A 16,227-nucleotide genomic window follows, 5' to 3' on the forward strand; every position below is an offset into this window, starting at 1 on the left:
TTCGAATCGGACCTTTAATGCGTCAGCCGGCGCATGCCCTGCTCGAGCCCGGCCAGTGTCAGCGGAAACATGCGGTCCTGGCCGATGAGCTTCTGCACCATCGCCACCGACGGCGTGTATATCCAGCGCTGCTCGGCCTCGGGATTGAGCCAGATCAGGTTGCGGTAGGTGTCGGCGACGCGCTGCATCCACACCGATCCGGCCTCTTCGTTCCAGTGCTCGACGCTGCCGCCGGGCTGGGCGATCTCGTAGGGGCTCATCGCCGCGTCGCCGATGAACACCACCTTGTAGTCCGGCGTGTACTTGTGCAGCACGTCGAAGGTCGGAATGCGTTCCTGGTGCCGGCGCAGGTTGTCCTTCCAGACGCTCTCATAGATGAAGTTGTGGAAGTAGAAATATTCGAGGTGCTTGAACTCGGTCTTGGCCGCCGAGAACAGCTCCTCGCAGAGCCGGATGTACGGGTCCATCGAGCCGCCGACGTCGAGGAACAGCAGCACCTTCACCGCGTTGCGGCGCTCGGGCACCATCTTGATATCGAGATAGCCCGCGTTGCGCGCGGTCGAGGTGATGGTGTCGTCGAGATCGAGCTGATCGGGCGCGCCCTCGCGCGCGAAGCGGCGCAGCCGGCGCAGCGCCACCTTGATGTTGCGCGTGCCGAGTTCGACGGTGTCGTCGAGGTTCCTGAAGTCACGCTTTTCCCAGACCTTGACGGCCTTCTTCTGCCCGCCCTGTCCGCCGATGCGCACGCCTTCGGGGTTGTAGCCGCCGTTGCCGAACGGACTCGTGCCGCCGGTGCCGATCCACTTGTTGCCGCCCTCGTGGCGCTCCTTCTGCTCCTCCAGCCGCTGCTTGAGCGTTTCCATGAGCTTGTCGAGCCCGCCGAGCGCCGCAATCTTCGCTTTCTCCTCGTCGGACAGATGCTTGTCGATCTGCTTGCGCAGCCAGTCCTCCGGAATGCTCTCGCCGAAGATTTCGCCGGTCACCGCCTCGACGCCCTTGAAGTAGGCCGCGAACGCGCGATCGAAGCGGTCGTACTGGCTCTCGTCCTTGACCAGCGTGGTGCGCGCCAGGTGGTAGAAATCGTCGAGCGAGAAGATGGCGACGTGCTTGGACAGCGCTTCGAGCAGAGTGAGAAACTCCGAAAGCGCCGTCTTGAGACCGGCCGCGCGCAGCGTGAAGAAGAACGAGAACAGCATGGCTCAGACCTGTTCCTTAAGAAAACCCACGATCCGCATTGTACGCATCCGCCGGAGGCCGGCTTGAGCGCAACCCTTTCGAAACCCGCCCGCAAGTCGACGATCAGCGCCACCGAAATGGCCGAGATCGAGCGTCATCTGTCCAGGCGCTGCGCGGTCATGAAGCGGCTCATCAAGACCCATGGCTCGTGCACGATCGGGCGCTCGCGGCGCGACCCGTTCCACGTGCTGTGCACCTCGATCATCAGCCAGCAGCTGTCGGTGAAGGCCGCCGATGCCATCCAGGCGCGCGTGGCGACCGCGGTGCTCGCGGGCGCCGCAGAAAAAGGGTGGTTCATGCCCGCGCATTTCATCGAGGTGGAATTCGATCTGCTGCGCAGCGCCGGGCTGTCGAACGCCAAGGCCAAGTGGCTCATCGCGATCGCGCAGAAAGTGCACAGCGGCGAATTCAGCTTCGAAAAACTGCGCAAGCTCGACGACGAGGCCGCCATCGAAGCGCTCGACGCGCTGCCCGGCATCGGCCGCTGGACCGCCGAGATGTACCTGATGTTCGCGCTCGCGCGTCGCGACCTGTTCGCGCTCGACGACGTCGGCCTGCGCAACGGCGTGAACCGGCTGTTCAACGACGGAGCGAAGCTCGACGACGCGGCGACGCTCGCGATCGCCGAGCGCTGGCGCCCTTATCGCTCGATCGCGAGCTGGTATCTGTGGCGCGCGATGGAGGCGACGCCGAAGGTAGGCTGAAGCGCGCCTCTACCAGGCCCGCAGATACTGATTCGGAGCCTGCAGTTCCACGCCGAGCGCCTCGGCGGCGTGATACGGCCAGTACGGATCGCGCAGCAGTTCGCGCGCGAGCAGCACGCAGTCGGCTTCCTCGGCCTGCAGGATCGCTTCGGCCTGCCGCGGCTCGGTGATCAGGCCGACCGCGCCCGTGGCGATGCCGGCTTCGCGCCGGATGCGCGCCGAGAACGGAACCTGATAGCCCGGCCCGACGGGAACCTTGGCGCGCGCCAGCAAGCCGCCCGTGGAAACGTCGATCAGATCGACTCCGAGGGCCTTGAGCCGGCGCGCGAGCTCGATGCTCTGCTCGACGTCCCAGCCGCCGTCGAGGCCGGCGGTATCGGCCCAATCGGTCGCCGAAATGCGCACCCACAGCGGCAGATGTTCGGGCCAGACCGCACGCGTCGCAGTCACCGTTTCGATCAGCAGGCGCACGCGGTTGTCGTAGCTTCCGCCGTACTCGTCGTCGCGCTGATTGCTGAGCGGCGACAGGAACTGATGCAGCAGATAGCCGTGCGCCGCGTGCAGTTCGATGAGCTCGAAGCCCGCGTCCAGCGCGCGCCTGGCTGCATCCGCGAACAGCTTCGGCAGCGCATGGATTTCTTCCAGTGTCATCGCCCGCGGCTGCGGATAGCGGTCGCTGAAGGCGATCGCGCTCGGGGCGATGACATCGCTCCAGCCGCCGTCCTCGGGTGCGACGCGCTGATTGCCGAGCCAGGGCAGCGAGGTGCTGGCCTTGCGGCCCGCATGCGCGAGCTGCACCGCCGGAACCGCGCCGGCCTGGCGGATGAACCGCGTGACCGGTGCCCAGGCCGCGACCTGTTCGTCGTTGTAGATCCCGGCGTCGCCCGGCGAAATGCGCCCGCGCGCCTCGATCGCCGAAGCTTCGGCGATCACCAGGCCGGCGCCGCCGATTGCGCGCGAACCGAGGTGCACGCGATGCCAGTCGTTGACCACGCCGTCGACGGCCGAGTACTGGCACATCGGCGACACCACGATGCGATTGCGCAGCGTGAGGCTGCGTTGCTGCAACGGTTCGAACAGCCGGCTCATCTCGTCGAACTCCTGCTGTGCTTACTGACCGCGACGCGACATGAAGGCGATCCGTTCGAACAGATGCACGTCCTGCTCGTTCTTGAGCAGCGCGCCGTAGAGCGGCGGCAGCGTCTTCTTGCCGGAGGATTCGCGCAGCACGGTCGGGTCGATGTCTTCGGCCATCAGCAGCTTGAGCCAGTCGAGTAGCTCGGACGTCGACGGCTTTTTCTTGAGCCCCGGCAGCTCGCGCAGGCCGAAGAACACTTCCATCGCTTCCTTGATGAGGTTCTTCTTCAGATCGGGGAAGTGCACGTCGACGATCTGCTGCATCGTTTCCTTGTCGGGGAAACGGATGTAGTGGAAGAAGCAGCGGCGCAAAAACGCGTCGGGCAGCTCCTTCTCGTTATTGCTCGTGATGATGATGATTGGCCGCTGCCTGGCGCGAATGGTCTGGCGCGTCTCGTGGACGTAGAACTCCATCTGGTCGAGTTCGCGCAGCAGATCGTTCGGAAACTCGATGTCGGCCTTATCGATCTCGTCGATCAGCAGCACCGGCGCGGTATCGGCTTCGAACGCCTCCCAGAGCTTGCCGCGCACGATGTAGTTGCCGATGTCCTTGACCTTGGAATCGCCGAGCTGGGAATCGCGCAGGCGCGACACCGCGTCGTACTCGTAGAGGCCATGCTGGGCCTTGGTCGTCGACTTGATCGCCCAATCGAGGAAGGGCCTGCCGAGCGCGTTCGCCACTTCGCGCGCGAGCTGGGTCTTGCCGGTGCCCGGCTCGCCCTTGACCAGCAGCGGGCGCCCGAGCACGACCGCGGCATTCACGGCCATGGTCAGGTCATTGGTGGCGACGTAGTTTTCGGTGCCTTCGAAGCGCACGGGGACTTCCTCTCGCGAACAGGGGGATGTTCGCAGTCTAAGGATTTGAGGCCCCGCTGTCCCTTGGTGCCTAGAGCAGGACCGGCGCGTTCGGCAGCTCGTCGCCCGCATCCGGGCGACCGCAGGGATAGCGCGCGAGCACGCTGGACACCGCCTCGATGCCCGCGATCGCGCCCTCGCCGAAGCGGCCCGCGGCGAAGTGCTTTTCGATCACCCGGCAGCAGGCATCCCATTCGGATTGCGGAACACGCCCGCGCGCGACGCCCCGATCGGCGACGATTTCGACGTCGCGATCGGCCAGCAGCACATAGATCAGCACGCCATTGTTGTCCTCGGTGTCCCAGACGCGCAGCTGCGTGAAGACCTCGATCGCACGCTCGCGCGGCGAGACGCCGGCCCATAGATGCGGCAACGACAGCCCGGCCTCGACCGCGAAGCGCACTTCGCCCGGATGCAGGCGCTCATGCCGTTTCACCGCGGCTTCGATATCCGCGAGTACGGGCGCCGGAAAGCGTTTGCGCGTGGTCCAGCGGCCGGTGAGCAGATGGCGCAACAGACGATGGAGCCGATTCGGATTCGCCGCCATCACCAGTCTCCCGAGGCGCCGCCGCCTCCGAACCCGCCACCACCACCGCCAAAACCGCCGCCTCCACCAAAGCCGCCACCGCCGAAACCTCCACCACCGAAACCGCCGCCCCAGCCGCCGCGACGGCCGCCACCGAGGCCGTTGCTCCAGCCGCCGCCGAGTCCGCCGAGCATGACGATGACGGCCGCGAACAGGCCGAAGACGACGCCGAGCGACAGCGCCGTGAACAAGGCGGTGCCGATGCCGGCGATCGACAGCGCCGTGACGCCGCCGAAGAAGCGGTTGCTGATGTTGCGCACGAACAAGCCGACCACCACGCCGATGATCAGGCAGGCCAGCGCGGTCTTGAACGCATCCTCGCCACCGCGATGCGAGCGATCGCGCGAAGGCTCGGGCAGCGCCTCGCCCTGCACGACCGCGATCAGCGCATCGACGCCGGCCGACACGCCCATGTAGTAGTCGCCGCGCCGGAAGTACGGGCTGATGACGTCGGCGACGATGCGCTTGGCGATCGCATCGGGCAGGGCGCCTTCGAGCCCGTAGCCGACCTCGATGCGCAGCTTGCGATCGTCCTTGGCGACGAGCAGCAGGGCGCCGTCGTCGACGCCCTTGCGCCCGAGCTTCCACTGCTCGGCGACGCGAATGCCGAACTGCTCGATGGTCTCGTCGCCCGTGGTCGGCACGATCAGCACCGCGATCTGGCTGCCCTTGGCCTGCTCGAACGCGGCGAGCTTGGATTCGAGCGCCTGCTGCTCGGTCGCGGTCAGCGTGCCGGTCTGGTCGGTCACGCGGGCCTGCAACTTCGGCACCTCGACGGTCTGCGCCTGCGCCACTCCGAGGGCGCAGAGCAGCACGAGCGCGAGCGCGCGCAGCAGGATCACGGCGGGCCTCGTCGCGAGCGCGGCTTCAGGAGCCGAAATCGACCTTCGGCGGCGCCGAGATCTGCGCCTCGTTCTCGACCTTGAAGTTCGGCTTGACGCTCGCGCCCGTGAACTTGGCCGTCAGGTTGCTCGGGAACGAGCGTACGGTGGTGTTGTAGGCCTGCACCGAGTCGATGTAACGCTTGCGCGCCACGGTGATGCGGTTCTCGGTGCCTTCGAGCTGGGCCTGCAGGTCACGGAAGTTCTGGTTCGACTTGAGGTCCGGATAGTTCTCGGTGACCACGAGCAGGCGCGACAGCGCCGAGGTCAGCTGGCCCTGCGCCTGCGTGAACTTCTCGAAAGCGGCCGGATCGTTGACGAGCTCGGGCGTGGCCTGGATGCCGCCGACGCGCGCACGCGCCTCGGTGACTTCGGTCAGCACCTTCTCTTCCTGCGCGGCGTAGCCCTTCACCGTGTTGACGAGATTCGGCACGAGGTCGGCGCGGCGCTGGTACTGGTTCAGCACTTCGGACCAGGCGGCGTTCACGGCCTCGTCCTGCTGCTGGATGGTGTTGTAGCCGCAGCCGGACAACAGCACGGCGGCGAACAGCGGCGCGATCCAGCGCATCACAAGATTTCCATGCTTCATGTGCGACTCCCCGGTTGAGCGACAACGGCGCGCGGGCGCCATCTTCGAATATCGATCGTGACATGTTGATGCCGGCGACGATGGCGATTTCAAGCCTGGATCGCAAGCCGATGCTGGCATGATGGCGCCCTTTGGAATCGCGGCGCGAGCGGCGATTCGCTTTGCCGGACTTCGCCGTGACCGCAGACACCGCCCCCACTCCGCACGTCGCCTTCGCCGCGCTTCGCCATCCGGGCTTTCGCCACTTCTTCGCCTGGTCGGCGATGGCGATGATGGCCGACAGCATCGAGCACGTGATCAGCTACTGGGTGATCTTCCAGCAATTCCACTCGGCCGCGCTCGGCGGCTTCGCGGTGATCTCGCACTGGCTGCCGTTCCTGCTGTTCTCGGTGTACTCGGGCGTGCTGTCCGACCGCTACGACCCGCGGCGCATGATCCAGCTCGGCATGGGCCTGTTCGCGGGCGTTTCGCTGGCCTGGGGCGCGCTGTTCATCACCGGCACGCTGCAGCTCTGGCACGCGGTGCTGCTGCTGATCGTCCACGGCTGCGCCGGAGTGCTCTGGGGCCCACCCGCTCAGGTGCTGATCTACGACATCGTCGGGCCCGCGCATCTGCAGAGCGCGGTACGGATCAACGCCACCGCGCGCCAGCTCGGCCTGCTCGCCGGGCCGGCCGTCGGCGGCGCGTTCCTGCTCGCGTTCGGGCCCAACGTCGGCATCCTCGTCAACGCGGCGCTGTACCTGCCGTTCATCGTCTGGCTCATCGCCGCGCCGTACGGGCCGAAGTTCCGTGCCGCCGGCGTCGCCGTGAGCCAGCGCGCGATCCGCAGCCTCGGCGACGTCTGGCGGGCGACGCAGGAGATCGGCCGCAACCGCGTGATCGCCTCGATGACCGTACTCGCCGGCTCGGCCTCGCTGTTCATCGGCAACGCCTACCAGGCGCAGATGCCAGGCTTCGCGCAGAGCCTCGGCCACGGCCATGTCGATTTCTCGTACAGCGCACTGCTCGCGGCCGACGCGGCCGGCGCGCTGACGGCCGGCATCCTGCTCGAAAGCCGCAATCTGCTGCGTCCGGCCGCGCGCAGCGCCTGCGTGCTCGCGATGCTCTGGTGCGTGCTGCTCGCGGCCTTCGCGCTCAATCCGCTGTACCCGCTGTCGCTCGTACTGCTGTTCTGCGCGGGCTTCGTCGAGCTGGCCTTCAATGCGATGGCGCAGACGCTCGTACAGCTCGAGGCGCCGGTGCAGATGCGCGGCCGCGCGGTCGGCGTCTACAACAGCTTTGCGATGGGCATGCGCACCTTCAGCGGCATCACCGTGGGCCTGGTTGGCCAGCAGATCGGTATTCACTGGTCGCTCGCGCTCAGCGCGGCGCTGCTGTTCATTGTCGTCGGCCTGCTCATGAATCGCGTGCGCCGCGCCGCCTGACTTTTTTAGAGGAGCTTTCGATGATTCAACGCTACGAGGTCGGCCCGCGCCTGTCCGAGATGGCCGTTCACAACGGCGTCGCCTATCTGGCCGGGCAGATTCCGGATGATGCGACAGCCGACATTCGCGGCCAGACCGCGCAAACGCTCGCCGCGATCGACGCCCTGCTCGCGCAGGCCGGCACCGACAAGCGCCGCATCCTGCGCGCGGAGATCTTCCTCGCCGACATCCGCGACATCGGCGCGATGAACGAAGTCTGGGACGCCTGGGTCGCGGCCGGCCACACACCGCCGCGCGCGACCGTGCAGGCCAGGCTCGCACAGGCCGACTGGAAGATCGAGATCGTGGTGACCGCGGCGGTTTGAGCCGCGTTTTGCCGGCGCAACGAAAAAGGCCTCGCGATCGCGAGGCCTTTTCCTGATCGACTTTCGGATCAACGCAGCCGCTCAGCCGTTGTAGCGCTGCTCCAGCGCTTCGACCGCCGGCAGCTTCTTGCCTTCGAGGAACTCGAGGAAGGCGCCACCGGCCGTGGAGATGTAGCCCACGTCCTTTTCGATGCCGAACTTGGCGACCGCGGCGACGGTGTCGCCGCCGCCGGCGATCGACATCGCGCTCGACTTGGCGATGGCTTCGGCAAGCGCCTTGGTGCCGGCCGCGAAGTTGTCGAACTCGAACACGCCGACCGGTCCGTTCCAGACGATCGTGCCGGCCTTGGCCATGATGTCGGCGAGTTCGGCCGACGTCTTCGGGCCGATGTCGAAGATCATTTCGTCTTCGCCGACTTCGGTGGCCGCCTTCACGGTCGGCGTTGCGTCGGCCGCGAACTTGGTGGCGGTGACCACGTCGACCGGAATCGGTACCGAGGCACCGCGCGCGGCGAGCTTGTCGATGATGCGCTTGGCTTCGGGAACCAGGTCCTTCTCGGCCAGCGACTTGCCGATCGGCAGGCCCTGCGCGAGCAGGAAGGTATTGGCGATGCCGCCACCGACGACGAGCTGATCGACCTTGTCGGCGAGCGCGTCGAGGATCGTGAGCTTGGTCGAGACCTTCGATCCACCGACGATGGCGACGAGCGGGCGCTTGGGGTTCAGCAGCGCGGCGCCGAGCGCTTCGAGTTCGGCCGCGACGAGCGGGCCGGCGCAGGCCACCGGCGCGGCGAGCGCGAGCGCGTGCGTGGTGGCTTCGGCGCGATGCGCGGTGCCGAAGGCGTCGTTGGCGTAGACGTCGCAGAGCGCGGCCATCTTCTTGGCGAGTTCTTCGCTGTTCTTCTTCTCGCCCTTGTTGCAGCGGCAGTTCTCGAGCAGCACAACTTCGCCCGGCTTGACCGTGAAGCCGCCGTCGACCCAGTTCTGGATCAGCTTCACGTCCTGGCCGAGCAGCTCGGACAGGCGCTTGGCGATCGGCGCGAGCGAATCGGCCGGCTTGAACTCGCCTTCGGTCGGACGGCCCAGATGGCTCGTCACCATCACCGCCGCGCCCTTCTCCAGCGCGAGCTTGATGCCCGGAATCGAGGCGCGGATGCGCGTGTCTTCGGCGACGCTGCCGTCGTCGTTCTGCGGCACGTTGAGGTCGGCGCGAATGAAGACGCGCTTGTTCTTGAGATCGAGGTCAGCGAGTTTCTTGAATTGCATGAAAGGAAATCCGGGAATGGGAAATCGGGAGACGGGAATCACCAAAAGAAAAGGGAATCGGGATCGCTTTTACGAATCCCGATTCCCCGTTCCCGATTCCCGGCTGTTGCGGCTTACTTGCCAGCCACCACGCGCGCCAGTTCGAGGCACTTGTTGGAATAGCCCCACTCGTTGTCGTACCAGGAGACGAGCTTGACGAAGGTCGAGTCGAGCGCGATGCCGGCTTCGGCGTCGAAGATCGAGGTGCGCGCGTCACCGCGGAAATCGGTGGCGACGACCTTGTCTTCGGTGTAGCCGAGGATGCCCTTCAGGGCGCCTTCGGACTGCGCCTTCATTTCGGCCTTGATCTCTTCGTACGTGGCCGGCTTTTCGAGTTCGGCGGTCAGGTCGACCACGGAAACGTCGGAGGTCGGCACGCGGAAGCTCATGCCCGTGAGCTTCTTGTTGAGCGACGGAATCACCACGCCGACGGCCTTGGCGGCGCCGGTCGACGACGGAATGATGTTCTCGAGAATGCCGCGGCCACCGCGCCAGTCCTTGCTGCTCGGACCGTCGACGGTCTTCTGCGTCGCGGTCGTCGCGTGCACCGTGGTCATCAGGCCACGCTTGATGCCCCACTTGTCGTGCAGCACCTTGGCGAGCGGCGCGAGGCAGTTGGTCGTGCACGAGGCGTTCGACACGATGGTCTGGCCGGCGTAGGTCTTGTGATTCACGCCGAACACGAACATGGGGGTGTCGTCCTTGGACGGCGCCGACAGGATGACCTTCGGCGCGCCGGCGTCGAGGTGCTTGGTCGCCGTGGCCTTGTCGAGGAACAGGCCGGTCGATTCGATGACCACGTCCACGCCGAGATCGCCCCACTTCAGAGCGGCCGGATCGCGCTCCTGGGTCAGGCGGATCTTCTTGCCGTTGACGAACAGCGCGCCGCCTTCGACGGCGATCTCGCCCTTGAAGTGGCCGTGCACGGAGTCGTACTTGAGCATGTAGGCGAGATAGTCGGGGTCGAGCAGATCGTTGATGCCGACGATTTCGATGTCCGGGAAGTTCTGCACCGCGGCGCGGAGCACGTTGCGGCCGATGCGGCCGAAGCCGTTGATGCCCACTTTCACTGCCATGTCTCGATCCTCTTTAGCTTGTGTGTGACGGAGATTGAAGGGTCCGGCGCGCTCAGCCGACCAGGGCCAGCACGCGCTTGACGATGTTGTCGGTGGTCAGACCGAAGTGCTCGAACAGCGCCGCGGCCGGAGCCGATTCGCCGAAGGTGTCGACACCGAGCACGTCGCCGTCGTCGCCGACGAAGGCGCGCCAGTAGTGCGTGACGCCGGCTTCGACGGCCAGGCGCTTCTTGCTCCTGGGCAGCACGCTCGCGCGATACGCCGCGTCCTGCTTGAGGAAGCGCTCGGCGCAGGGCATCGAGACGACGCGCACCGCGACACCCTGGTCGGCGAGCTTCTTGGCCGCGTCGACGCTGATACCGACTTCGGAACCCGTGGCGATGATGATCGCACTCGCTTCACCGGCCGCTTCATGAACGACGTAGCCGCCGCGCAAAATCTGCGCCGCCTGGCCCGCCGGATGCGGCTGGATCGGCAGGTTCTGGCGCGACAGCGCGAGCGCGGTCGGGCCATCGCGGCGCTCGACGGCGGCCTGCCAGGCGATCGCGGTTTCGAAGGCGTCGGCCGGGCGCCAGGTTTCGAGATGCGGAATCAGGCGCAGCGAGGACACGTGCTCGACCGGCTGGTGCGTCGGGCCGTCTTCGCCGAGGCCGATCGAGTCGTGCGTGAACACGTGGATCACGCCGATCTTCATGAGCGCAGCCATGCGCACGGCGTTGCGCGAGTAGTCCGAGAACACCAGGAAGGTGCCGCCGAACGGAATCAGTCCACCATGCAGCGCGATGCCGTTCATGGCCGCGGCCATGCCGAATTCGCGCACGCCGTAGGACAGGTAGTTGCCGTGCACGCGGTCGGGCTTGCTGGTCAGCGCGCCTTCCCACTTGGTCAGGTTGGACTCGGTCAGGTCGGCCGAGCCGCCGAGGAATTCGGGCAGTTCCGGCGCGAGCAGGTTCAGCGCGTTCTGCGAGGCCTTGCGCGTGGCGACGGGCTTGTCGACCGCGGCGAAGCTCGCGTGCAGCTTGGCGACGATCTCGTTCCAGTTCTCGGGCAGCTTGCCGTCGATGCGGCGCGACAGCTCGGCGGCTTCCTTCGGATACTCGGCTGCGTAGCGATCGAACAGGACCTGCCAGCCGCGCTGCGCGGCGGCGCCCTTTTCGAGCGCGTTCCAGCCGTCGCGGATGTCCTGCGGGATTTCGAACGGAGCGTACGGCCAGTTCAGCTGTTCGCGTGTCTTGGTGATTTCGTCGGCGCCCAGCGGCGCGCCGTGGCTCGATTCCTTGCCGGCCTTGTTCGGCGAGCCCCAGCCGATGATGGTCTTGCAGCAGATCAGCGTCGGCTTGTCCTTCGAAGCGCGGGCGGTTTCGAGCGCGAGCTTGATTTCGTGCGGGTTGTGACCGTCGACGTTGCGCACCACCTGCCAGCCGTAGGCTTCGAAGCGGGCCGGGGTGTCGTCGGCGAACCAGTCGTGGACTTCGCCATCGATCGAGATGTTGTTGTCGTCGTACAGCACGACGAGCTTGCCGAGGCCCAGCGTACCGGCCAGCGAGCAGGCTTCATGGCTGATGCCTTCCATGAGGCAGCCGTCGCCCGCGAACACGTAGGTGTGGTGATCGACGACCGGAAAGCCGTCGCGGTTGAACTGCCAGGCCAGCACCGATTCGGCGATCGCCATGCCGACCGCATTGGCCAGGCCCTGGCCCAGCGGGCCGGTGGTGGTCTCGACGCCGGCGGTCACGAACTGCTCGGGATGGCCCGGCGTCTTGCTCTTGAGCTGGCGGAAATTCTTGAGATCGTCGATCGACAGCGGGTAGCCGGCCAGGTGCAGCAGCGAGTACAGCAGCATCGAACCGTGGCCGTTGCTGACGATGAAGCGGTCACGGTTGAACCACTTGGGGTCGGCCGGGTTGTGGGCCAGGAAATCGTTCCAGAGCACCTCGGCGATGTCGGCCATGCCCATCGGCATGCCAGGGTGGCCGGAATTGGCCTTTTGCACCGCATCCATCGAAAGGGCGCGGATCGCGTTGGCGAGTTCAAGACGAGTGGGCATCGAGACGAACAACCTCACAAAAGAACAGGGGTGACGGGTTTATTCCGGCAGGGCCGGCCGCGAGGCTCCTGGGCCTCACTTTGCAAACGACAAGGCCGGCAACATGGCCGGCCTTGAAGTGGAATTACATGATCTCGACGACTTAAAGGTCGAAGCTGGCGTCCAGCGGCTCGAGATCGACCTTCGGCTGCTGAATGGCCGGCAGATCCTGCTCGGCGAGCACGTCGCGCCCGACGTAACCGTCGGCGATTTCACGCAGGGACAGCACCGTGGACTTGTGGTTGCCCCACGGCAGGCGCGCTTCGGCGCCACGAGCCAGCTGGCGCGCGCGCTTGGCAGCGACCAGGGTCAGTTCGAACTGGTTGGGAATTCTCAGCAGGCAATCTTCGGCGGTAACACGAGCCATTTGCAGCAACCCCGGCACGGGAAAAGGGGCGAGATTTTAGCCTTTCTGATCCGGCGACGCCACCAGGCTGGCGATGAGCTTTTCGTGCAGGGCGATCTGCCCGTCTCTCCTGAGGCGCCGCTCGAGCAAGATCGAACCGAGCTGCTCGACCGCCCGATCGAAATTTTCGTTGACGATCAGATGATCGTACTCACCGTAGTGCGACATCTCGGCGCGCGCCGCGGCCATGCGGCCTTCGATGATCTCGTCGCTGTCGGTCGCGCGCGAGCGCAGGCGGCGTTCGAGCTCCTGCGCGGACGGCGGCAGGATGAAAATGCTGACGACATCGGCGATCTGCTCACGCACCTGGCGCGCGCCCTGCCAGTCGATGTCGAGAATCACGTCATGTCCCGCCTGCAGCAACGCTTCGGTGCGTTGCCGCCCGGTGCCGTAGCGGCGACCGAACACGTCGGCGTATTCGAGGAAATCCTGCGCCTCGACGCGGCGCTGGAACTCGGCCGCATCGACGAAGTGGTAGTGAACACCCTCGGTTTCGCCCGTGCGCGGCGCGCGCGTCGTATACGAAACCGAGATCTCGGCGTGGATTCCATGCGCCGCGAGCCAGGGCAGCAAGGCTCGGCTCAAGCTGGTTTTTCCGCCGCCGGACGGGGCCGACAGAATGTAGAGGTTGCCCCGCAGGGCCTGACGCTGGCTCATCGGGACGGGCTTATTCGATGTTCTGGACTTGCTCGCGCATCTGTTCGATGGCGACTTTCATGTCGACGGCGCAACGGGTCATCTCCGCATCCTGCGATTTCGACGACAGCGTATTGGCCTCGCGATTGAGCTCCTGCATGAGGAAGTCGAGGCGCCGGCCGATCGGCTCCTGGCGCGACAAGGCGGCGCGGACTTCGATGAGATGCGAAGCCAGGCGCGAAAGCTCCTCTTCCACGTCCAGCCGCTGCAGCGCGAGCACCAACTCCTGCTCCACGCGCGCCGGGTCGAGCTCGACCTGCAGGTCACGCGCCTTCTGGCGCAGCTTCTCGAGCCATTGGGTCCGCACGATGGCGTAGCGCTCGCGCACCTGGCTCGCCAGCGTCTCGACGGCGTCGCAGCGCTCGGCGATGAACTGCGCCAGGCGCTCGCCTTCTCGGGATTTGGTGTCGGCGAACTCGTCGAGCGCCTGCTTGAACAGCTTGCGCGCGGCCTGCATGAGCGGCGCCGGGTCCTGCGGAGTTTCGCGCGTGACCCCCGGATACGAGAGCACACGCAGCGGATCGGGCAGCGCGGTGGCCGTCAGGGCCTGGGTGATCCGGTCGAGTGCCGCACTGACCTGAGCGAGCCGCTCGTCGTCGATCTCGAGCGCCGCGTTGGTCGTGTTGTCGCGCGTAAACCGCAGACCACATTCGACTTTTCCGCGCGCAAGATGCGCCAGTGCAAGCGTGCGGAACTCGTTCTCGAGTCCGCGGAACTCGTCGGGAAGCTTGAACTGCAGATCGAGGTAGCGGTGGTTGACCCCGCGCAGCTCCCAGCTGAGCCGGCCCCACGGACCCTGGGCCTCGGCCCGGGCGTAACCCGTCATGCTGCGAATCATGATGTGTCCCGGCCAGCTGCCGTCGGTGCAAAGGGGCGACAGTTTAGTCGCCGGACACAAAAACGGCGCGGAAATGACTTCCGCGCCGTTTTGCTATCCACTCGATTCGGCGGCCTTGCCGCCGAACGGATCACACGATCGGGGTGGGAGCAGGAGCAAGCGCCGGTTCGGCGGCAGCCGGGGTCGGTTCGACCGCCTTCTTGACAGCCTTGCGGGTCTTCTTGGCAACCGACTTGGCCTTGCCGATCAGCTTCTTGACAGCCTTTTTGGCGGTCTTCTTGACGCTGACCTTCTTGGCGCCGGCCTTCTTGGCAACTTTCTTGGTCGCCTTCTTGGCGCCAGCCTTCTTCACGGCCTTTTTGGCAGCGGCCTTCTTGGCGACCTTTTTGGTGGCCTTCTTGGCGCTGACCTTCTTCACGGCCTTCTTCGTGGCTTTTTTCGCCGCGGCCTTCTTGACGACCTTCTTCACGGCCTTCTTGGCGGTCTTCTTAGACGCCTTCTTAGCCGACTTCTTAGCCACTTTGGATTTCACCGCCATGTGTCTATCCTCCGTCGATAGAGACGTTCAAGCAAGTTTGAGATTAACCACGAAGAAACCATTCTTCGCTATTTTGGAACTTTACGCATTTGCGCAGAAAAGTCAATTCTCTATCACAAGCGCTTTATCGTCACATGCTTAGAGCATGTTCCTTATGTGCGCTTTCCGTACTTGCTTCTTATACAGCGCATGCGACGGAGGACGAGGCGAGCATCCCCGTTCTGGCTTATCGCGTCGTCGATGAGTTCGAGCACGACGTTTCCAGCTTCACCCAGGGGCTCGAATTAAGGAACGGCCTGCTTTATGAGTCGGCTGGAGGTTATGGCCGCTCCTCCCTTTCCATCACCGACCTGCGCGCTCGAAAACTCCGGGGCAAGCACAACGGCCCAGCCGCAGTTTTTCTCGAGGGGCTGAGCTGGGCCGGCGACGAGCTATTCATCCTCACGTGGCGTGAGCGCGTGGTTTTTGTCGTCGATTCGAGTATTCGCGAGCGTCGTCGCCTGCAGAATCCGACCGAAGGCTGGGGAATCACGCATCTTCCGACGTCCGCCGGCGACCACCTGCTGGTCAGCGACGGGTCTTCAAAACTGACCGAGCGCGCCCCTTCCGATTGGGCGGCGCTTCGCACCATAGAAGTCACCGCGGCGGGCAAACCGGTCGATCAGCTCAACGAGCTCGAGTTCGTGCAGGGCCGGGTTTACGCCAATATCTGGCATAGCAGTCGAATCGCCGTGCTAGACCCTCAAACCGGCCATGTCTTGAACTGGCTGGATCTCGGTGAATTGGAGAAGCGTTTCACCAAGCCTGCAGGCTGGGACGCCGATGAGCACGTGCTCAACGGCATCGCTTATGACGCTCAGACTCGGCATTTGCTGGTTACCGGTAAATGCTGGCCCAAGATGTTCGAGCTGAAAGTCGAAGGCTTGGGGCATTAACTGATTCGAACGCAGAAACATCAAGGGCGGCCGTAGCCGCCCTTGAACGAGTCGAATCGGATCGCTATTGCTTGTCCGAGAACGTCAGCTTTCCCTTGTTTTTCTCGCTGGTTTTCTTGCCCCAGCCTTTCACGCGCTTATCCACGTCCTCGATGCTCGTGAATGGCGACTTCTTCCGTTCCTCGACGATCGCCGCGGCGGTTTTGTCACCGACGCCATCGAGTTCCTTGGCCAGAGTTTTGGCATCGGCGGTATTGATATTGACCGCCCACGAGACACTCGCGAAAAACAGAAAGGAGGCGGACAGCAATGCGTTGATGAAGAAGCGCATGGGAAAGCTCCGACGGAGTACCGCGAAAGTGCGGCTCGGCCATGCTGCTTCCGTAGCGCTTTGTTTCTCTTGATGTGGATCACAAAAACGCGGAAATTCCCGCCGTCTTTCTGCTGCACATCACGAAAGAGTGACGCCCAAGAAGAAACCCCCACCGGGGAGCCCGGAGGGGGTTTGGATTAAGAGCCTGGCAGTGACCTACTCTCGCATGGTCTAGCCACACTATCATCGGCGCTGAG

General features: G+C 65.0%; 18 protein-coding genes. 4 read left to right on the top strand and 14 right to left on the bottom strand.

Annotated elements, in window-relative coordinates:
• Window positions 1-14: 14 nt before the first annotated feature.
• Window positions 15-1,196: a vWA domain-containing protein gene (locus tag AC3WUM_RS20080; protein ID WP_492412499.1), complete on the bottom strand. Its 1,182-nt coding sequence runs from the start codon at window positions 1,194-1,196 to the stop codon at window positions 15-17.
• Between the two features lie 63 nt (window positions 1,197-1,259).
• Here AC3WUM_RS20080 and AC3WUM_RS20085 point away from each other — a divergent pair, with 63 nt between their 5' ends.
• Complete coding sequence (locus AC3WUM_RS20085) at window positions 1,260-1,940, top strand: DNA-3-methyladenine glycosylase family protein (protein WP_492412500.1); 681 nt, start codon at window positions 1,260-1,262, stop codon at window positions 1,938-1,940.
• Between the two features lie 9 nt (window positions 1,941-1,949).
• On the opposite strand, the gene AC3WUM_RS20090 is transcribed toward AC3WUM_RS20085, so the two are convergent.
• The 5 genes from AC3WUM_RS20090 to AC3WUM_RS20110 form a co-directional block, all read right to left on the bottom strand.
• Window positions 1,950-3,029: an NADH:flavin oxidoreductase/NADH oxidase gene (locus tag AC3WUM_RS20090; RefSeq protein WP_492412502.1), complete on the bottom strand. Its 1,080-nt coding sequence runs from the start codon at window positions 3,027-3,029 to the stop codon at window positions 1,950-1,952.
• 21 nt (window positions 3,030-3,050) lie between these two features.
• A complete protein-coding gene (locus AC3WUM_RS20095; RefSeq protein WP_411887744.1) occupies window positions 3,051-3,893 on the bottom strand; it encodes an AAA family ATPase in 843 nt (280 codons plus the stop codon).
• Window positions 3,894-3,963: 70 nt separating this feature from the next.
• Window positions 3,964-4,479: a TPM domain-containing protein gene (locus AC3WUM_RS20100; RefSeq protein ID WP_492412504.1), complete on the bottom strand. Its 516-nt coding sequence runs from the start codon at window positions 4,477-4,479 to the stop codon at window positions 3,964-3,966.
• Entirely contained in the window at window positions 4,479-5,360 is an 882-nt protein-coding gene (locus tag AC3WUM_RS20105; protein ID WP_492412506.1) for a TPM domain-containing protein, read from the bottom strand. Before AC3WUM_RS20105 ends, AC3WUM_RS20100 begins: the two co-directional genes overlap by 1 nt.
• Window positions 5,361-5,385: 25 nt before the next feature.
• A complete protein-coding gene (locus AC3WUM_RS20110) occupies window positions 5,386-5,988 on the bottom strand; it encodes a LemA family protein (protein WP_411887747.1) in 603 nt (200 codons plus the stop codon).
• A 176-nt stretch (window positions 5,989-6,164) separates the two neighbouring features.
• Here AC3WUM_RS20110 and AC3WUM_RS20115 point away from each other — a divergent pair, with 176 nt between their 5' ends.
• Together AC3WUM_RS20115 and AC3WUM_RS20120 are read left to right on the top strand one after the other, a co-directional pair.
• Window positions 6,165-7,412: an MFS transporter gene (locus AC3WUM_RS20115; RefSeq protein ID WP_492412508.1), complete on the top strand. Its 1,248-nt coding sequence runs from the start codon at window positions 6,165-6,167 to the stop codon at window positions 7,410-7,412.
• A 20-nt stretch (window positions 7,413-7,432) separates the two neighbouring features.
• Window positions 7,433-7,777 (top strand): RidA family protein, encoded by a 345-nt coding sequence (locus AC3WUM_RS20120; protein WP_492412510.1) that lies wholly within the window; start codon window positions 7,433-7,435, stop codon window positions 7,775-7,777.
• Between the two features lie 81 nt (window positions 7,778-7,858).
• On the opposite strand, the gene AC3WUM_RS20125 is transcribed toward AC3WUM_RS20120, so the two are convergent.
• The 7 genes from AC3WUM_RS20125 to AC3WUM_RS20155 form a co-directional block, all read right to left on the bottom strand.
• Window positions 7,859-9,043, bottom strand: coding sequence for a phosphoglycerate kinase (locus AC3WUM_RS20125; RefSeq protein ID WP_492412512.1), 1,185 nt, complete (start codon window positions 9,041-9,043; stop codon window positions 7,859-7,861).
• A gap of 113 nt (window positions 9,044-9,156) precedes the next feature.
• Window positions 9,157-10,158, bottom strand: a complete 1,002-nt coding sequence (gene gap / locus AC3WUM_RS20130; RefSeq protein WP_492412514.1) for a type I glyceraldehyde-3-phosphate dehydrogenase — start codon at window positions 10,156-10,158, stop codon at window positions 9,157-9,159.
• Window positions 10,159-10,210: 52 nt separating this feature from the next.
• Window positions 10,211-12,205, bottom strand: a complete 1,995-nt coding sequence (gene tkt / locus AC3WUM_RS20135; RefSeq protein ID WP_492412516.1) for a transketolase — start codon at window positions 12,203-12,205, stop codon at window positions 10,211-10,213.
• 142 nt (window positions 12,206-12,347) lie between these two features.
• On the bottom strand, window positions 12,348-12,611 hold the full coding sequence (rpoZ, locus tag AC3WUM_RS20140; RefSeq protein WP_007184935.1) for a DNA-directed RNA polymerase subunit omega: 264 nt from the start codon (window positions 12,609-12,611) through the stop codon (window positions 12,348-12,350).
• Window positions 12,612-12,647: 36 nt separating this feature from the next.
• A complete protein-coding gene (gmk, locus tag AC3WUM_RS20145; RefSeq protein WP_492412518.1) occupies window positions 12,648-13,307 on the bottom strand; it encodes a guanylate kinase in 660 nt (219 codons plus the stop codon).
• A gap of 10 nt (window positions 13,308-13,317) precedes the next feature.
• Window positions 13,318-14,184 carry a YicC/YloC family endoribonuclease gene (locus tag AC3WUM_RS20150; RefSeq protein WP_492412520.1) on the bottom strand — a complete coding sequence of 289 codons (867 nt, stop codon included), beginning with the start codon at window positions 14,182-14,184 and terminating at the stop codon, window positions 13,318-13,320.
• A gap of 130 nt (window positions 14,185-14,314) precedes the next feature.
• The gene (locus AC3WUM_RS20155; protein ID WP_492412522.1) at window positions 14,315-14,722 is read right to left on the bottom strand and encodes a histidine biosynthesis protein HisIE; all 408 of its coding nucleotides are present in this window, start codon (window positions 14,720-14,722) and stop codon (window positions 14,315-14,317) included.
• Window positions 14,723-14,811: 89 nt separating this feature from the next.
• Here AC3WUM_RS20155 and AC3WUM_RS20160 point away from each other — a divergent pair, with 89 nt between their 5' ends.
• Window positions 14,812-15,657 carry a glutaminyl-peptide cyclotransferase gene (locus tag AC3WUM_RS20160; protein WP_492412524.1) on the top strand — a complete coding sequence of 282 codons (846 nt, stop codon included), beginning with the start codon at window positions 14,812-14,814 and terminating at the stop codon, window positions 15,655-15,657.
• Between the two features lie 64 nt (window positions 15,658-15,721).
• On the opposite strand, the gene AC3WUM_RS20165 is transcribed toward AC3WUM_RS20160, so the two are convergent.
• The gene (locus AC3WUM_RS20165; RefSeq protein WP_492412526.1) at window positions 15,722-15,988 is read right to left on the bottom strand and encodes a ComEA family DNA-binding protein; all 267 of its coding nucleotides are present in this window, start codon (window positions 15,986-15,988) and stop codon (window positions 15,722-15,724) included.
• Window positions 15,989-16,227 lie beyond the last annotated feature (239 nt).

The sequence above is a fragment of the Hydrocarboniphaga sp. FW305-C-57 genome, assembly GCF_058783045.1.

Bases quoted from the DNA above. Each gene is read 5' to 3' on its own strand.
- AC3WUM_RS20080 (WP_492412499.1), bottom strand. From the start codon at position 1,196: ATGCTGTTCTCGTTCTTCTTCACGCTGCGCGCGGCCGGTCTCAAGACG.
- AC3WUM_RS20090 (WP_492412502.1), bottom strand. From the start codon at position 3,029: ATGAGCCGGCTGTTCGAACCGTTGCAGCAACGCAGCCTCACGCTGCGC.
- AC3WUM_RS20100 (WP_492412504.1), bottom strand. From the start codon at position 4,479: ATGGCGGCGAATCCGAATCGGCTCCATCGTCTGTTGCGCCATCTGCTC.
- AC3WUM_RS20110 (WP_411887747.1), bottom strand. From the start codon at position 5,988: ATGAAGCATGGAAATCTTGTGATGCGCTGGATCGCGCCGCTGTTCGCC.
- AC3WUM_RS20120 (WP_492412510.1), top strand. From the start codon at position 7,433: ATGATTCAACGCTACGAGGTCGGCCCGCGCCTGTCCGAGATGGCCGTT.
- AC3WUM_RS20125 (WP_492412512.1), bottom strand. From the start codon at position 9,043: ATGCAATTCAAGAAACTCGCTGACCTCGATCTCAAGAACAAGCGCGTC.
- gap (WP_492412514.1), bottom strand. From the start codon at position 10,158: ATGGCAGTGAAAGTGGGCATCAACGGCTTCGGCCGCATCGGCCGCAAC.
- tkt (WP_492412516.1), bottom strand. From the start codon at position 12,205: ATGCCCACTCGTCTTGAACTCGCCAACGCGATCCGCGCCCTTTCGATG.
- rpoZ (WP_007184935.1), bottom strand. From the start codon at position 12,611: ATGGCTCGTGTTACCGCCGAAGATTGCCTGCTGAGAATTCCCAACCAG.
- gmk (WP_492412518.1), bottom strand. From the start codon at position 13,307: ATGAGCCAGCGTCAGGCCCTGCGGGGCAACCTCTACATTCTGTCGGCC.
- AC3WUM_RS20150 (WP_492412520.1), bottom strand. From the start codon at position 14,184: ATGATTCGCAGCATGACGGGTTACGCCCGGGCCGAGGCCCAGGGTCCG.
- AC3WUM_RS20155 (WP_492412522.1), bottom strand. From the start codon at position 14,722: ATGGCGGTGAAATCCAAAGTGGCTAAGAAGTCGGCTAAGAAGGCGTCT.
- AC3WUM_RS20165 (WP_492412526.1), bottom strand. From the start codon at position 15,988: ATGCGCTTCTTCATCAACGCATTGCTGTCCGCCTCCTTTCTGTTTTTC.